Source organism: Kitasatospora sp. NPDC051853, from assembly GCF_044452665.1.
Classification (GTDB): Bacteria; Actinomycetota; Actinomycetes; order Streptomycetales; family Streptomycetaceae; genus Kitasatospora.
This window is the reverse complement of sequence record NZ_JBITBY010000015.1, coordinates 151,091-165,802: the sequence shown is the minus strand read 5'-3', so window position 1 is coordinate 165,802 and position 14,712 is coordinate 151,091. Positions and strand designations below refer to the sequence as shown.

Sequence of the window (14,712 nt, the reverse complement as noted above, 5' to 3'; positions counted from 1 at the left end):
GACGGGGCGGACCGTCAGCCGGCGATCCAGCGGTAGACCGAACCGTCCACCTTGCAGGTGATCCACTCGCCGTTGCGGTCGTGGGTGGAGCGCCCGAGGTCGGCCTTCCGGCAGAACTGGCCGTCGTTGTAGCAGTTGCCCGCATTGGACCTGATCTCGCAGACCTGGGCGGCGGGGGCCGTGGTCCTCGGCGCCGAGGGCGTGGTGGTGGCGGGCCTGGGCGTGGCCGGCTTGGTGGTCGCCGCCTTGGTGGTGACCGGCGGGGTGGCGGCCGGCGGGACGGTGGACGGGGCCACCACCGCGGGGGCCGGCGTCGGCGTCTCCGAGGGCGTCGGGGTCGGCGTCGGCGAGGGAGTGGGCGAGGGGGTGGGCGAGGCCGCCGGGCTGGAGACGGCGGCCGAGCTCGTCGGGGCCTCGACCGGGGTGACGGTCCCCGGCCCGCAGGCGGCGAGGGCGGTGGCGGCCACCGCGAGGAAGGCGGCGCGGAGGGCGGTGCGGAGGGCGGTGCTCAGGGAGGTGCTCGGCTGTCTCATACGACCTGTTCCGGCTCGGTCGGGGGGAGCCCCGAAACTCTGGGTGCGCGGAGGGTACCGCTCCGTTCGCACACGGGTTCACACGTTCCGCACATCGGTCCGGCTTGCCCGGTATGTCCATGAGACCCCGTCAGTCCTGTGACCGCCCTCACGGTTGACGCCCCGGCGGGCGGGGTAAGGCGGTGGGCCTCGTCACAGGCCGGACGGGAGTACGAGCGGAGGTAGTAGCCGACGACCGCCCCGCAGCGGCCCGCCCGACCCGGCGGACCCCGTCAAGAGCCCGCCCGGGGCACTACCCGCCGTCGTACGTCACACCGTTTGGGGCAGCCCCCGCCGACCGTTTAGACCTGTCTGGTCCCCATCCGTCCCCGCTGCCCCGAGGTGCTGCCACCATGACGACGTCCGCCCGCCACGCCGCCAAGAGCTGGCTCACCGCCCACCGCCCGGTCGTGCTCTGGACCGGCGCCCTGGCGCTGGCCTCCGGCGCGCTGCTGGTGCCCGGCACCGCCGCCGCGCAGACCGTGCACCCGACCACCCCGGGCTCCTCGCTCTTCACCGCCCCCGCCTACACCGACCAGAACGCCTCGGTGGAGGTCGCCCAGCCGGGCGCGTACGAGCTGCCGCACTCCGCCTCCGCGCAGGCCGCCGTCTCGGTCGCCGACAACCTCGCCCAGGCCCAGGCCCAGGCCCAGGCCCAGGCTCCGGCCGAGGCCCACGAGAGCGCCCCCGCCGCCGACCGGTCGGAGGCCCGGGCGGAGGCTCCGGCCCCCGCCGCGCAGCCCGAGCCGGCCCCCGCCCCGTCCTGGACCTCGCCCGCCCCCGGCGCGCGGATCAGCAACCCCTACGGCGGCAAGAACGCCAGCTACGCGGCCGGCTACCACACCGGCACCGACTTCGCGGTGAGCACCGGCACCCCGCTGCTCGCGGTGGCCGACGCCACCGTGGTCTCGGCCGGCCGGGACGGCGCGTACGGCAACGAGGTCGTGCTGAAGCTGCCCGACGGCAAGTTCGCCGAGTACGCGCACCTGTCCTCGATCGGGGTGAAGGCGGGCCAGACCGTGAAGGCGGGCCAGCAGATCGGCAAGGCCGGCTCCACCGGCAACTCCACCGGCCCGCACCTGCACTTCGAGATCCGTTCGGCCAACCGCTACGCGGCCGTGATCGACCCGCTGGCGTACCTCAAGGGCCACGGCGCCGTCGGCTTCTGACGCACCGGCAGGCCGTGACGCCCCGTCAGCCACGGCCTGCCCCCTGCATGCCGGAGCCCCCGCGACACCTGGGTGTCGCGGGGGCTCCGGCGCGCGGGGGCCCGCCCCGACGGGGGCTCAGCCGCGGGGCTCGATCCGTTCCGCGATCTCCAGCGCGACCTCCAGGGCCGCGTCCGTCGCCTGCGCCAGGCTGGTCACCATGCCGGTCGCGCAGGCCGCCTCCGGCCCCGCCTCCAAGTCCTGCTTGAGCAGGAAGAGCGCGGTGTGGAAGGAGAACAGCGCCATCGCCGCCCGGAGCCGGTCCGCCGGAGTCGCCTCCGGACCGTGCACCAGCTTGATCATGGCGACCATGCGCTCCTTGAACGCCAGGCCGGAGGAGGAGTCCCGCAGGGCCGGCTGGTTCTCGTGGAAGAACCGCAGCAGCGGAGCCCGGCCCACCGCGCCGGCGGCGAAGCGGCGGATCAGCTCGTCGCGCAGCTCGGGCGTCCAGGGCTTCCCCTCGCCCCAGGCGATCACCTCGTCGATCGGCGACGCCGCCTGCTCGATGATGCCGTGGACGATGTCGTCCTTGGTCTTGAAGTGGTAGTACAGCGCGGCCTTGGTGACACCCAGCCGGTCGGCGATCTCCCGGAGCGAGGTCTCCTGGTACCCCTGCTCGGAGAACAGCTCCAGGGCGACCTCGACGATCCGTCCCCTGGTGCCAGTGCGCGGGCTCTGCGTCGTGCTCATCGGTGGGCGGCCTCGGCTCGTCGGAAATCGGCTTGACGTCAGGACAAGGACACCTTACCGTGCCACAGGTCCATCAACTAGCCGGGCGGCAAGTAAGTAACCCGGCGGCGGTAGTGCAGGGAGCCCGTACCCATGTCGAAACAGCAGGTCGAGACCGTCGAGCCGCCGGCAGCGGCCGCCGACCCGACCCCGCGCAGCCCGCGGGAGATCCGGCTGGTGATGATCGGTCTGGTGGTCGCCATGCTGCTGGCGATGCTGGACAACCTGATCGTCGGCACCGCGATGCCGACCATCGTCGGCGACCTCGGCGGCGCCGAGCACCTCTCCTGGGTGGTGACCGCCTACACCCTGGCGACCGCCGCCTCCACCCCGATCTGGGGCAAGCTCGGCGACCTCTACGGCCGCAAGGGCACCTTCGTCATCTCGATCGCGATCTTCCTGCTCGGCTCGGCGCTCTCCGGCCTCTCGCAGACCATGGGTCAGCTGATCGCCTTCCGCGCCGTGCAGGGCCTGGGCGCCGGCGGTCTGATGGTCGGCGTCATGTCGATCATGGGCGCGCTGGTGGCCCCGCGTGACCGCGGCAAGTACCAGGGCATGTTCGCCGCCGTGATGGCGCTGGCCACCGTCGGCGGCCCGCTGATCGGCGGCTTCATCACCGACCACCTCAGCTGGCACTGGACCTTCTACATCAACCTGCCGCTCGGCGTGGTCGCGCTGGCCTTCATCGTGGTCACCCTGAAGCTGCCCACGGTCCGCTCCAAGGCGAAGATCGACTACCTCGGCGCGGTCCTGCTGACCGTCGGCATCACCTCGCTGGTGCTGATCACCACCTGGGGCGGCCAGGAGTACGAGTGGGCCTCGAAGCAGATCCTCGGCCTGACCGCGCTCGCGGTCGCCTCGCTGATCGGCTTCGTCTACGCGGAGCAGAAGGCCGAGGAGCCGATGCTCCCGCTCGACCTCTTCCGCAACCGCAACTTCACCATGGTCTCGGTGATCGGCTTCATCGTCGGCTTCGCGATGTTCGGCGCCGTCACCTTCCTGCCGCTCTACCAGCAGCACGTGCAGGGCGCCTCGGCCACCTCCTCCGGCCTGCAGCTGATGCCGATGATGTTCGGCATGCTGGTGGTCTCGCTGGTGGTCGGCCAGGCCATCACCAAGACCGGCAAGTACCGGATCTACCCGATCATCGGCACGGCGGTGATGGCCGGCGGCTCGCTGCTGCTCTCCACCCTCTCCACCGACACCGACCGCTTCGTCTCCTCCTGCTACATGGTGGTGCTCGGCGCCGGCATGGGCTTCCTGATGCAGGTCACCATGCTGGTCGCGCAGAACAGCGTGGAGCTCAAGGACATGGGCGTGGCCAGCTCCACCGCCACCCTGTTCCGCACCATCGGCGGCTCCTTCGGCGTGGCCCTGTTCGGCGCGCTCTTCAACGACCGGGTCACCTCGACCATGGCCGGGGCCGGCGTCCAGGGCGGCGGCCACGGCAACATCGCCCAGCTCGGCCCGGAGGCTGTCCGGGCGCTGCCCGCCCCGGTCCAGGACGCCTTCCACCACGCGGTGGCCAACGGCATCCACACCGTCTTCATCTGGGGCGCGGTGATCAGCCTGGTCGCGGTGGCCGCCTCGGTCTTCCTCCGCGAGGTGCCGCTGCGCGGCGCCGGGGAGCCGGTGCTCTCCGAGTGACGCGCCGTCAGCACGGCTGAGGGGCCCGGTCCGTACGGACCGGGCCCCTCGGCGTGCGCGGGCTACTGCGGCAGCCGGTAGACCCCCTGCGCGACCGGCTCGACCAGCCCGTCGGCGACCAGCCCGTCCAGCGCCCGGGCCCGCTGCACGTGGTCCGGCCAGACCGCGTCCAGCCGGGCCTGCGGGACCTCGCCGTGCGCCTCCCGGAGCACTGCCAGCAGCTTGCCCCGGACCTGACGGTCCGTCCCCTCGTACGTCTGCCCGCGCCGGGCCGGCCCCTCGTACGGCGGGCACCCCGCCGCCTGCCAGGCGCACCGCCGCCGCAGCGGGCAGGCCCCGCACCCGGGGCTGCGCGCGGTGCAGACCAGCGCTCCGAGCTCCATCACCGCGACCGCCCAGACCGCCGCGGTGGCGGTGTCCTCGGGCAGCAGCGCGGTGGCGGTGCGGCGCTCGGCGGCGGTGGTGGCCTGGGCCGGGTACTCGACGCCGGTGACCGCGCGGGCGAAGACCCGGCGGACGTTGGTGTCCAGCACCACGTGGCGCTGCTTGAAGGCGAACGAGGCCACGGCGGCGGCGGTGTACTCGCCGACCCCGGGCAGCGCCAGCAGCGCGGCGTGGTCCTCGGGCACCTGCCCGCCGTGCTGCTCGGTGATCGCGGTGGCGGCGGCGTGCAACCGCAGCGCCCGGCGCGGGTAGCCGAGCCGGCCCCACATCCGGACCGCCTCGCCGGGCGCGTCGGCGGCCAGCGCGGCGGGGGTGGGCCAGCGCTCCAGCCAGGCGGCGTACGCGGGCAGCACCCGCTTCACCGGGGTCTGCTGGAGCATGAACTCGCTGACCAGAACGGCCCAGGGGCTCGCCTCCGGCGTGCGCCAGGGCAGGTCGCGGGCGTTGGCCCCGTACCAGTCGAGCACGGTCGAGTGGAGCAGCGGGGCGGGGGTCTCAGTGGTGGTGGCAGCCATGGCCCGGCCATCCTCGCACCGGCCTCGCCGGGCCTCCAAACGGCCCGGTGGGGCCCGGTCCGACCCGCGGACGGGCGGGCCGGACAGCCCGCCGGCCGGCGGGCCCGGAGGCACGCCGGGGGCTCGCCCGGCCGGTGCCGGGACCTCACCCGGCCGGAGCAAAACACGGATGATGTGAAGGAAGCGACGCCAGACCGGTGTTGATGCACCATCGGGTCCTCCGGGTCTCGTAGAGTTTGCCCGTGCCTTCTCTGCGTCAACCCGTGGGACCGCTGCCGGCCTCGATCTACTGGCGTCGGCGGATCGTCGTGCTCGTAGCCCTCGCCATCGTGTTGGCGCTGGCCTTCTGGATGTTCGCCGGCTCCGGGGGCGACGGGAAGTCCGGCAAGCAGGGCGGCGCCCAGCCCGCCCCGGTGCAGTCCATCACCCCGGGCGCCTCGCCGACCGGCCCCGCCGTGGACAGCCGCCCCGGCGGCTCCGGCGGCTCCGGCTCCTCGGGCGGCTCCACGGGCAGCGGCGGGGTCTCCGGCTCCGGCGGCGGCGAGGTCAGCCTGACCGCCGGCGGCGGCACGGGCAGCGCGTCCGGCGGCAGCAACGGCGGCAGCAGCGGTACGGGTGGCTCCGGCGGTACGGCCGGCGGCGGGGCCGCGGGCGGCACCGGCGGCGCGGGCAACCCCCTGCCGGTGAACACCGCCGAGGTGATGGCCCTCCCGGTCTGCTCGGCCGGACAGCTCTCGCTGGAGCTGGCGGGCAGTCAGGACGCCTACAAGGCCAAGGAGAAGCCCCGCCTCTCCCTCACCGTGCGCAACACCTCCACCGGCGCCTGCCGGGTCAACCTCGGCCGGCTGGCCTCGACCGTCACCGTGACGCTGGCGGAGTCCAACGAGCGGGTCTGGTCCTCCGGCGACTGCCCGACGGACCGTCAGGACACCTGGGTGCAGCTCGGCGCCGGCACCGGCCTGACCGAGACCTTCACCTGGGAGCGCGGCCGCTCCAAGCAACAGTGCGCCACCCCGGACGCGACCCCCGCCCCGCTCGGCCGCTACCTGGTGCAGGCCGCCCTGACCGGCCCGGCCGGCGGCCCGGTCTCGGCCCGCGCGCTGATCCGCCTGGACAACTAGGACCTCCCTCTCGTCGCGGAGCCCCGTCGGACCCCGGTCCGGCGGGGCTCTCGCCGTCTCTCCGCCATCTCCCCGCCGCCGCCCCGGCGGGTTCCGGCCAGTGCTGGCCACCTCTCCGCGTCCGGGACGTCACGCCCCCGTGAACGGAGCCCTTCCGCGGCCCGTCCGGCGGCCCGCTTGGGATGCATTCGCCCCGCCTCCCGCCAACCCCGGACCACAGCAGCATGTCCGGTACATGACGACGAGAAAGCCCCTTCGTCGGTACACCGCCAAGACTTCAGGCTGGTCCTCACTCACCCCGCACCACCGACGAGGAGGACCCCTCCCATGGCTCAGCACACCCGCCGCCGCGCGCTCGCCGTCCTGGCCGCCGCCGTCGCCACCGCGGCCCTCTCCGGTGCCGTCACCGCCCCCGCCTTCGCGGCCCCCGCCGAGGGCGTGGTGCTCCAGGCCAGCTCGCCGTCCGCGATACCCGGCAGCTACCTGGTGACCCTCAAGCCCGGTTCCGGCCTGGCCCCCTCCTCGGCCGCGGCCCAGGGCCTGGCCGTCCAGCGCGGCGGCCGGATCACCCAGGTCTGGGACAAGGCCGTGCACGGCTACGCCGTCGAGGGCCTGACGGCCGTTCAGGCCCGCCGCCTGGCCGCCGACCCGTCGGTGGCCGGCGTCGAGCAGAACCAGGTCTTCACCGTCACCGCCACCCAGGCCAACCCGCCGTCCTGGGGCCTGGACCGGATCGACCAGGCGGCGCTGCCGCTGAACCAGAGCTACACCTACCCGGACCGGGCCGGGGCCGGCGTCACCGCGTACGTCATCGACACCGGCGTCCGGATCAGCCACACCGACCTGGCACCGCGCGCCGCCAACGGCTGGGACTTCGTCGACAACGACGCCGTCGCCCAGGACGGCAACGGCCACGGCACCCACGTGGCGGGCACCATCGCGGGCACCAAGTACGGGGTGGCCAAGGCCGCCAAGGTGGTCGGCGTCCGGGTGCTCGACAACAACGGCTCCGGCACCACCGCCGGCGTGGTCTCCGGCGTCGAGTGGGTCACCAAGAACGCGGTCAAGCCGGCCGTGGCCAACCTCAGCCTGGGCGGCGGCGTCTCCACCACCCTCGACAACGCGGTGGCCGCCTCGATCGCCTCGGGCGTCACCTACGCGGTGGCCGCCGGCAACTCCAACGCCAACGCCAACAACTACTCCCCGGCCCGCGTCCCGACCGCCATCACGGTCGGCTCCACCACCAGCACCGACGCCCGCTCCAGCTTCTCCAACTACGGCAGCCGGCTCGACCTCTTCGCCCCCGGCTCCTCCATCACCTCCGCCTGGGGCACCGGCGACACCGCCACCAACACCATCTCCGGCACCTCCATGGCCACCCCCCACGTGGCCGGCGCCGCCGCCGTCTACCTCTCCACCCACACCACCGCCACCCCGGCCGCCGTCACCTCGGCCCTGGTCGCGGCCGCCACCCCGAACGTCCTCACCTCGATCGGCACCGGCAGCCCCAACAAGCTCCTGCGCGTGATCGGCTGATCCTCCGTCACCCGCTGCCCGCCCGGCCCGCCTCGGCCGCGGCGGGCAGCGGCGTCCCCGGAGCAGCCGTCCTAGAGCAGCGCATCGGCCGCGCGGAACGGGGCGCCGTGGCCCGGGACGATGAGGTCGGCGGCGGCCAGGACGCGTTCGCGGGAGGCGCGCAGGACCGTCTGGTCCGGGGAGACCGGGTCCTCGACCGGGCCGTTGGGGCGCCACCAGAGGTCGCCGACGAAGGCCACCACGCCCTCCGGGGTGCCGGCCAGCAGCGTGATGTCCTCCGGGCTGTGGCCGGGGGTCGCGATCAGGCGCAGGGAGGGGGTGAGCTCGTACCCGTCGGCGTCGCGGTCGGTCCACTGGTCGGCCCGGTACTCGGCCTTGTGGTCGTGGACGGCGGCCTCGCCGAACAGGCCGACGTTCATGGTGTTGTCCGGGTGGTGGTGGCTGAGCACCACGTCGGTGACGTCCTCCGCCGCCAGGCCGAGCTCCGCCAGCGGGCCGAGGATGCGGTCCCGGTGGGCCACCATGCCCGGGTCCACCACCAGGTGCCGGCCGCCGTCGGTGACGTACGAGACGGTGGCGGCCACGCCGGGGCCGGTGGAGAGGGTGTAGCCGGTGGTCAGGACGGTGAAGGAGGCGCTGCGGCCCGAAGGTGCGTCAGTGGTCATGCCGTAGAGCCTCGCCGACCTGCGGCGTTCCGACGAGTGGCCGTGATGCCACCGATCGCGGGATTCGTGCCAACCGTGCCACACTGCCCGGATGCCCGCTCCCGCCCCCTTCCGCTCCGTCGCCGCCTACGCCCCGCCCGGCGTCGGACTGCTCGCCGTCGGGGTGATCGCCGAGGTGTTCGCCGAGCGCGGCGGAGGGCTGCCCCGCTTCGACTTCGCGCTCTGCACCGAACGGCCCGGCCCGGTCCCCACCGACGTCGGCGTCCCGGTCCAGGTGGCCCACGGCCTGGACCGGCTGGCCACCGCCGACCTGGTGCTCTTCCTCCCGTGGTCCGACTTCCGCACCCCGCCGCCACCCGCCGTGCTGGCCGCCCTCGCCGCCGCCCACGCCCGCGGCGCCCTGGTCGGCGCCCACTGCGTCGGCAGCTTCGCGCTGGCCGCCGCCGGCCTGCTGGACGGCCGCCGGGCCACCACCCACTGGCGCTTCGCCGAGCTGCTGAGCGACCGTCACCCCGAGGTCTCCGTCCAGCCCGAGGCGCTCTACGTGGACGAGGGCAGCATCGTCACCGGCGCGGGCGCGGCGGCCGGCTTCGACCTCTGCCTCCACCTGCTGCGCCGCGAGTACGGCGCCGCCACCGCCAACGCCATCGCCCGCGACCTGGTCCTCCCCCCGCACCGGGCCGGTGGCCAGGCCCAGTACCTCGCCGCCCCCGTCCCCGCCGACACCGAGGACGAACGCCTGGCCGAGGTCCTCGCCTGGGCCCGCGCCCACCTCGACCGGCCGCTCCCCGTCGCCGAACTGGCCCGCCGCGCCCTGATGAGCCGCCGCTCCTTCGCCCGCCGCTTCACCGCCGCCACCGGCACCACCCCGCACGCCTGGCTCCTCGAACTCCGCCTCTCCCGCGCCGAGGAACTCCTGGAGACCACCACCCTCCCCGTCGAGGAGGTCGCCCACCTGGTCGGCTACCGCAGCGCGGCGGTGCTGCGCGACCAGTTCGTCCGCCGCCGCGGCGTCCCCCCGACCGTCTACCGCCGCACCTTCGCGGCGGGGCCCGTCCTCCGACCGGACGGATTCGGATCGGACGGATGAGGTGCTGACGCCCGGTCAGGCCGTCCGGTACCGTCGCGGAAAAGATCTTCGAAGAGATTCCGGCCGGTGTGTAGAGAACCTCGCGGTGGCTCCGACCGAAGGGTGACAGTGCACCGCACCGAGGAGGAACCACCGTGAAGTACGTCGCGATGATCTACGGCAACCAGGCCAAGTGGGAGTCGTTCCCGGCCGAGGAGTGGCCGGCCGCGATCGCCCGGCAGGACGCGTTCAACCGGAAGTACCAGGAGACCGGGGAGCTGATCGGGGCCTACGGCCTGGCCGACGCGGCCGCCGCCCAGCTGGTGCGCCGTCAGGACGGCGCCCCCGCCGTCACCGACGGCCCGTACCTGGAGACCAAGGAGTACCTGGCCAGCTTCTACCTGCTGGACGTGGAGAGCCTGGAGCGGGCCCAGCAGATCGCGGCCGACATGCCCTTCGCGGACGTGGACCCGGTCGAGCTCTGGCCGGTCCTGCACGAAGCCGCCCCCGAGGCGTGAGCCTCACCCCCGCCGCCGAGGACCTGCTGCGCGAACTCGCGCCGCAGGTCCTCGGCGCGCTGCTGCGCCGCTACGGCACCTTCGACAGCTGCGAGGACGCGGTGCAGGAGGCGCTGCTCGCCGCCGCCCTCCAGTGGCCCGCCGAGGGCCTGCCGGAGAACCCGCGCGGCTGGCTGGTCACCGTCGCCTCCCGCCGCCTGGTCGACCAGGCGCGCAGCGAGTCCGCCCGGCGGGACCGTGAGGACCGGGTGGCGCTGGCCACCCCGCAGTCCGCGCTGCTCGCCCCCGCCGCCGACCTCGACGCCCCGGCCGGGGACGACTCCCTCGCCCTGCTCTTCCTCTGCTGCCACCCCGCACTCTCCCGCCCCAGCCGGGTGGCCCTCACCCTGCGCGCGGTCGGCGGCCTGACCACCGCTCAGATCGCCGCCGCCTTCCTGGTGCCGGAGGCGACGATGGCGCAGCGGATCAGCCGGGCCAAGCAGACCGTCCGGGACGGCGGCGCGGACCTCCGGATGCCCACCCCGGCCGAGCGGGCCGAGCGGCTGGGCGAGGTGCTGCGGGTGCTCTACCTGGTCTTCAACGAGGGCTACACCAGCACCGGCGGGGACGACCTGACCGCCCCCGACCTCTCCGCCGAGGCACTCCGGCTGACCCGGCTGCTGCTGCGCCTGGTCCCGGACGAGACCGAGGCCGCCGGACTGCTCGCCCTGATGCTGCTCACCGAGGCCCGCCGCCCCGCCCGCACCGGCCCCGCCGGGGAGTTGGTGCCACTGGCCGACCAGGACCGCTCCCGCTGGGACGCCTCCCTGATCGCCGAGGGCGTCGAACTCCTGGAGCACACACTGCCGTTGGGGCGGGTCGGCCCCTACCAGGTACAGGCCGCGATCGCCGCAGTGCACGCCGAAGCGGCCAGGGTGGAGGACACCGACTGGCCCCAAGTCCTGGTCCTGTACGACCTGTTGGAGCAGCTCGACCCCGGCCCGATGGTCAGCCTCAACCGGGCCGTGGCCCTCGCCGAGGTGGCCGGCCCCGAGGCGGCCCTCGCCGTGGTCGACGGGCTCGCCACCGACAAGCGGCTGACCCGCCACCACCGCCTCCTGGCCACCCGCGCCCACCTCCTGGAGCGCCTCGGCCGCACCGAGGAGGCGGCCACCGCCTACGCCGAGGCCGCCCGCCGCACCAGCAGCGCACCCGAGCAACGCCACTTGCGGGACAAGGCCACGCTTCTGGGGGCGCGGGGAACTGCGCGCAGCGGAAGACCGTGACCCAAGTGCCGGGTACGGACGCCCACTTGCAAGTGAAGCTCCGTAGCCGGCAGACGGGTCCGTGCCTTCCGCCGCGCGCAGTTCCCCGCGCCCCCGGGGTGACCACCAACCCCGCCGCCCTGGGGTGACCATCAGGCTCCCGCACCGGGGTGACCACCAACCCCGCTGCACCGGGGTGAGCGCCGACCTCGCTGCACCGGGGTGGCCATCAGGCTCGCGGTCCTGGGATCACCATGTCGCGGTGCGGAGCCGCCTCGGTGCGGCCATCGCGAGCAGTGCGACCGCGAGCACCGCCGCCACCAGCCCGAGGACGGTCCGTGCCGCCAGGTGGTCCAGGAGCATCCCGCCCAGGAACATCCCCAGCGGAACGCCGAGCATCAGCACCGTCATCGCGGCCGCGATCACCCGCCCCCGCACCTCGTCGGCCACCCGCTGGAAGACCAGCAGGTCCAGCATCACCCGCAGGGCCGGCACGCCCAGTGCCAGCAGCACCAGCGCCCCGAACAGCACCACCGCGGAGTCGCTCACGTACGGCACCAGCAGCACCGGCACCATCGCCCCGCTCACCAGCAGTGCCAGCACCCCCGGGCCGAACCACCGGTGCAGGGGGCGGACCAGCAGCGCGCCGAGCAGTCCGCCCACCGCCTCGCCGGCCAGCACCAGCCCGGTGCCGGTGCTGCTCACGCCGTTGTCCCGCAGCAGCACCATGACCGGCAGCAGGCTGGTCGAACCGGCCAGGTTGATCAGGGCGATCACCACGAGGACCGCGAGCATCAGCCGATTGCGCGCCAGTTCCCGCAGGCCGTCGAGCATGCTGCCGTCCTTCGCTCCGGCCTCACCGCCGGGGCGGCCGTCGAAGCGGACCAGGCAGGCGGTGGCCAGGGCGTAGAGCGAGCCGGCCGCCACGGCCAGGAACGGGACGGCCCGGCCGAGGCCGAGCAGCAGGCCGGCCAGCGGCGGTCCGAGCAGGGAGGCGCCGTTGACCCGGACCTCGTCCTGACTGAGGGCCTGGCGCAGCTGACTCGGCGGCACCACCGAGCGGACCGCGAGCATCCGCACCGGCCCGGAGTAGGCGATGGTGGCGCCGAGCACGGCGGCGACCAGCAGGACGTGCGGGACGGTGAGGCGGCCGAGCCAGAGGGCGGCCGGGACGCTGAGGGTGGCGAGCACCCGGACGGCGTCGCCGACGATCAGGATCACCCGGCGGTTCCGCCGGTCCGCCAGGGCGCCGCCGTGCAGGCCGAGCAGCAGCGAGACGGTGAACTGGACCGCGCCGAAGGCCCCGGCCAGCGACGGGGAGCCGGTCATCGTGAGCAGCAGCAGCGGGTAGGCGGTGTCGGCCACCATCGTGCCGAGCATGGAGGCGGCGGCTCCGCTCCAGAGCGCCTGGAAGCGCCAGTTGCGGCGCAGCGGCACCACTGGCTCCGGCTCGTTCCCCGTCTCGCGTTCGACCTGCAGCGCGGTCACCGCACTCACCCCGTTCACTCACTGGAAACCATTCACGCTTGAGTGAACGATTGCAGAGGCGTGACCGTTTGCACAAGGGTGGATGTCCATGGGTTAATGGCCGCGTGGTGGAGCAACTGACGGAGCGCGAGGTCACCGACGTGGCGACCCTCAAGGCGCTCGCCGACCCGGTCCGGATCGCGATCATGAACGCGCTGTACCGGCGCGAACCGCAGGAGCTGACGGTCAAGGAGATCGCGGCCGCGCTGGACGAGCCGCCGACCAAGCTCTACCGGCACATCAAGCAGCTGGAGCAGGTCGGCCTGATCATGGTGGCCGGCACCCGGCTGGTCTCGGGCATCACCGAGAGCCGCTACCGGCTCGGGCAGAAGACCCTGCACATCTCCAACAGCGTGTTCGCGAGCGACTCGGAGGAACGGCCGCAGGCGCTGAACGCGATGCTGGCCGCACTGGACCAGGCCCGGGACGAGTACCGGCGGCTGTTCCTGGCCGGCCGGCTCGGGCTGCCCTCGACGGATCCGGCGCGGGCCGCCTCACCGAGCCTGTTCAGCAACGGCGGCCTGCGACTGAGCCCCGCCCGGGCACTGGAGCTGCGCGACCGGCTCGCCGCAGTGATCGACGAGGCGCTCGCCGACGGCAACAGCACCGACCCGGACGCCGTCGAGGTCTCCCTGATGCTGCTCTACTACGCCGTCAAGCCGCTGCCCCCGGCCGAGGACTGACCACCCGTCAGACGTAACGCTCCAGGATGGACGATTCTGCGAGCCGGGAGAGTCCCTCGCGGACCGAGCGGGCCCGGGTCTCGCCGACGCCCTCGACGGTCTGCAGGTCGTCGATGGAGGCGGCCAGCAGCTTCTGCAGCCCGCCGAAGTGCTCGACCAGGCGCTCGATCACCGTGTTGGGCAGGCGCGGCACCTTGGCCAGCAGGCGGTAGCCGCGCGGTGAGACGGCCGAGTCCAGCGACTCGGGGGTGCCGGAGTAGCCGAAGGCCTTGGCCACGGTCTGGAGGTCGAGCAGCTCCGCGTGGGTGAGCGCCTCCAGGTCGGCGAGCACGTCGGTGACGGTCTTGCCGCGCTTGGCGGCCCGCTCGGGGAAGTAGTCCCGGGCGACCAGCTCGCGCTCGGGCTCGACGCCCGCGATCAGCTCGTCCAGCTGGAGCGAGAGCAGGCGGCCGTCGGTGCCGAGCTCCAGCACGTAGCCGGCGATCTCGGCGGCGATCAGGCGGACCATCTCCAGCCGCTGGGCCACGGCGGTGACGTCCCGGACGGTGACCAGGTCCTCGATCTCCAGGGCGGAGAGGGTGCCGGCCACCTCGTCGAGGCGGAGCTTGTAGCGCTCCAGGGTGGCCAGTGCCTGGTTGGCCCGGGAGAGGACGGTGGTGGAGTCCTCCAGGACCCGGCGGGTGCCGTTGACGTACATGGCGATCAGGCGCATCGAGTGCGAGACCGCGACCACCGGGTAGCCGGTCTGCCGGTTGACCCGCTCGGCGGTGCGGTGGCGGGTGCCGGTCTCGTCGGTGGGGATGGTGGAGTCCGGCATCAGGTGGACGCCGGCCCGGAGGATCTTGGTGATGTCCTTGTCCAGCACCACCGCGCCGTCCAGCTTGCACAGCTCGCGCAACCGGGTGGCGGTGAACTCCACGTCCAGCACGAACCCGCCGGTGGAGATGGCGTCGACGGTCTTGTCGAAGCCCAGCACGATCAGGCCGCCGGTGTTGGCCCGGAGCACCCGCTCCAGTCCGTCGCGGAGTCCCGTGCCCGGGGCGATGGCACTGAGGGAGGCCCGCAGCAGGGCCTCCTCACGGGAGGACTTGTCCGCCCGGTCGCTGGCTGCCACGTGACTCCTCCGGTAGACCCGGACCGCTCGGCCTGGGGCCCGGCGGTCTTGTCTCTCGTTATTGCATTACTGCATTGATGCTTCTGCCGATTAAACAGGGGAAAGTCTAACGGCGTGCGG

The 14,712-nt window shown here is 73.7% G+C and carries 14 protein-coding genes; 8 read left to right on the top strand and 6 right to left on the bottom strand.

Translation table 11 applies throughout. The features are described 5' to 3' along the window. Positions 1 to 14 precede the first annotated feature (14 nt). Entirely contained in the window at positions 15 to 533 is a 519-nt protein-coding gene (locus ACIA8O_RS34725) for a hypothetical protein (protein WP_396298014.1), read from the bottom strand. Between the two features lie 392 nt (positions 534 to 925). Here ACIA8O_RS34725 and ACIA8O_RS34720 point away from each other — a divergent pair, with 392 nt between their 5' ends. Next, positions 926 to 1,741 carry a M23 family metallopeptidase gene (locus ACIA8O_RS34720; RefSeq protein ID WP_396298013.1) on the top strand — a complete coding sequence of 272 codons (816 nt, stop codon included), beginning with the start codon at positions 926 to 928 and terminating at the stop codon, positions 1,739 to 1,741. A 117-nt stretch (positions 1,742 to 1,858) separates the two neighbouring features. On the opposite strand, the gene ACIA8O_RS34715 is transcribed toward ACIA8O_RS34720, so the two are convergent. Then, complete coding sequence (locus ACIA8O_RS34715) at positions 1,859 to 2,470, bottom strand: TetR/AcrR family transcriptional regulator (RefSeq protein WP_396298012.1); 612 nt, start codon at positions 2,468 to 2,470, stop codon at positions 1,859 to 1,861. A 132-nt stretch (positions 2,471 to 2,602) separates the two neighbouring features. Between ACIA8O_RS34715 and ACIA8O_RS34710 the strand changes: the two genes are divergently transcribed. Then, positions 2,603 to 4,156: an MDR family MFS transporter gene (locus ACIA8O_RS34710; RefSeq protein ID WP_396298011.1), complete on the top strand. Its 1,554-nt coding sequence runs from the start codon at positions 2,603 to 2,605 to the stop codon at positions 4,154 to 4,156. Between the two features lie 62 nt (positions 4,157 to 4,218). Here the strand turns inward: ACIA8O_RS34710 and ACIA8O_RS34705 are convergent, their stop codons facing one another. Beyond that, positions 4,219 to 5,115, bottom strand: coding sequence for an A/G-specific adenine glycosylase (locus ACIA8O_RS34705; RefSeq protein WP_396298010.1), 897 nt, complete (start codon positions 5,113 to 5,115; stop codon positions 4,219 to 4,221). Positions 5,116 to 5,357: 242 nt separating this feature from the next. On the opposite strand from ACIA8O_RS34705, the gene ACIA8O_RS34700 reads away from it, so the two are divergent. Next, entirely contained in the window at positions 5,358 to 6,236 is an 879-nt protein-coding gene (locus ACIA8O_RS34700; RefSeq protein ID WP_396298009.1) for a hypothetical protein, read from the top strand. A gap of 327 nt (positions 6,237 to 6,563) precedes the next feature. After that, the gene (locus ACIA8O_RS34695) at positions 6,564 to 7,772 is read left to right on the top strand and encodes a S8 family serine peptidase (RefSeq protein ID WP_396298008.1); all 1,209 of its coding nucleotides are present in this window, start codon (positions 6,564 to 6,566) and stop codon (positions 7,770 to 7,772) included. 71 nt (positions 7,773 to 7,843) lie between these two features. Here ACIA8O_RS34695 and ACIA8O_RS34690 read toward each other — a convergent pair whose 3' ends face one another. Further along, positions 7,844 to 8,437, bottom strand: coding sequence for an MBL fold metallo-hydrolase (locus tag ACIA8O_RS34690; protein ID WP_396298007.1), 594 nt, complete (start codon positions 8,435 to 8,437; stop codon positions 7,844 to 7,846). A 91-nt stretch (positions 8,438 to 8,528) separates the two neighbouring features. Between ACIA8O_RS34690 and ACIA8O_RS34685 the strand changes: the two genes are divergently transcribed. The 3 genes from ACIA8O_RS34685 to ACIA8O_RS34675 all read left to right on the top strand — a co-directional run bounded on the left by ACIA8O_RS34685 (position 8,529) and on the right by ACIA8O_RS34675 (position 11,289). Then, positions 8,529 to 9,527, top strand: a complete 999-nt coding sequence (locus tag ACIA8O_RS34685) for a GlxA family transcriptional regulator (RefSeq protein ID WP_396298006.1) — start codon at positions 8,529 to 8,531, stop codon at positions 9,525 to 9,527. 134 nt (positions 9,528 to 9,661) lie between these two features. Next, entirely contained in the window at positions 9,662 to 10,024 is a 363-nt protein-coding gene (locus ACIA8O_RS34680; protein WP_396298005.1) for a YciI family protein, read from the top strand. Continuing rightward, positions 10,021 to 11,289, top strand: a complete 1,269-nt coding sequence (locus ACIA8O_RS34675; RefSeq protein ID WP_396298004.1) for an RNA polymerase sigma factor — start codon at positions 10,021 to 10,023, stop codon at positions 11,287 to 11,289. Before ACIA8O_RS34680 ends, ACIA8O_RS34675 begins: the two co-directional genes overlap by 4 nt. Before the next feature lie 228 nt (positions 11,290 to 11,517). On the opposite strand, the gene ACIA8O_RS34670 is transcribed toward ACIA8O_RS34675, so the two are convergent. After that, positions 11,518 to 12,756, bottom strand: a complete 1,239-nt coding sequence (locus tag ACIA8O_RS34670) for an MFS transporter (RefSeq protein ID WP_396298003.1) — start codon at positions 12,754 to 12,756, stop codon at positions 11,518 to 11,520. 104 nt (positions 12,757 to 12,860) lie between these two features. Here ACIA8O_RS34670 and ACIA8O_RS34665 point away from each other — a divergent pair, with 104 nt between their 5' ends. Further along, positions 12,861 to 13,478 (top strand): ArsR/SmtB family transcription factor, encoded by a 618-nt coding sequence (locus ACIA8O_RS34665; protein WP_396298002.1) that lies wholly within the window; start codon positions 12,861 to 12,863, stop codon positions 13,476 to 13,478. 7 nt (positions 13,479 to 13,485) lie between these two features. Here ACIA8O_RS34665 and disA read toward each other — a convergent pair whose 3' ends face one another. Continuing rightward, complete coding sequence (gene disA / locus ACIA8O_RS34660; RefSeq protein WP_396298096.1) at positions 13,486 to 14,544, bottom strand: DNA integrity scanning diadenylate cyclase DisA; 1,059 nt, start codon at positions 14,542 to 14,544, stop codon at positions 13,486 to 13,488. Between the last annotated feature and the right edge of the window lie 168 nt (positions 14,545 to 14,712).

Excerpts from the sequence above, each read along its gene's own strand:
- ACIA8O_RS34695 (WP_396298008.1), top strand. The coding sequence starts at position 6,564 with ATGGCTCAGCACACCCGCCGCCGCGCGCTCGCCGTCCTGGCCGCCGCC.
- ACIA8O_RS34725 (WP_396298014.1), bottom strand. The coding sequence starts at position 533 with ATGAGACAGCCGAGCACCTCCCTGAGCACCGCCCTCCGCACCGCCCTC.
- ACIA8O_RS34715 (WP_396298012.1), bottom strand. The coding sequence starts at position 2,470 with ATGAGCACGACGCAGAGCCCGCGCACTGGCACCAGGGGACGGATCGTC.
- ACIA8O_RS34720 (WP_396298013.1), top strand. The coding sequence starts at position 926 with ATGACGACGTCCGCCCGCCACGCCGCCAAGAGCTGGCTCACCGCCCAC.
- ACIA8O_RS34710 (WP_396298011.1), top strand. The coding sequence starts at position 2,603 with ATGTCGAAACAGCAGGTCGAGACCGTCGAGCCGCCGGCAGCGGCCGCC.
- ACIA8O_RS34685 (WP_396298006.1), top strand. The coding sequence starts at position 8,529 with ATGCCCGCTCCCGCCCCCTTCCGCTCCGTCGCCGCCTACGCCCCGCCC.
- ACIA8O_RS34705 (WP_396298010.1), bottom strand. The coding sequence starts at position 5,115 with ATGGCTGCCACCACCACTGAGACCCCCGCCCCGCTGCTCCACTCGACC.
- ACIA8O_RS34690 (WP_396298007.1), bottom strand. The coding sequence starts at position 8,437 with ATGACCACTGACGCACCTTCGGGCCGCAGCGCCTCCTTCACCGTCCTG.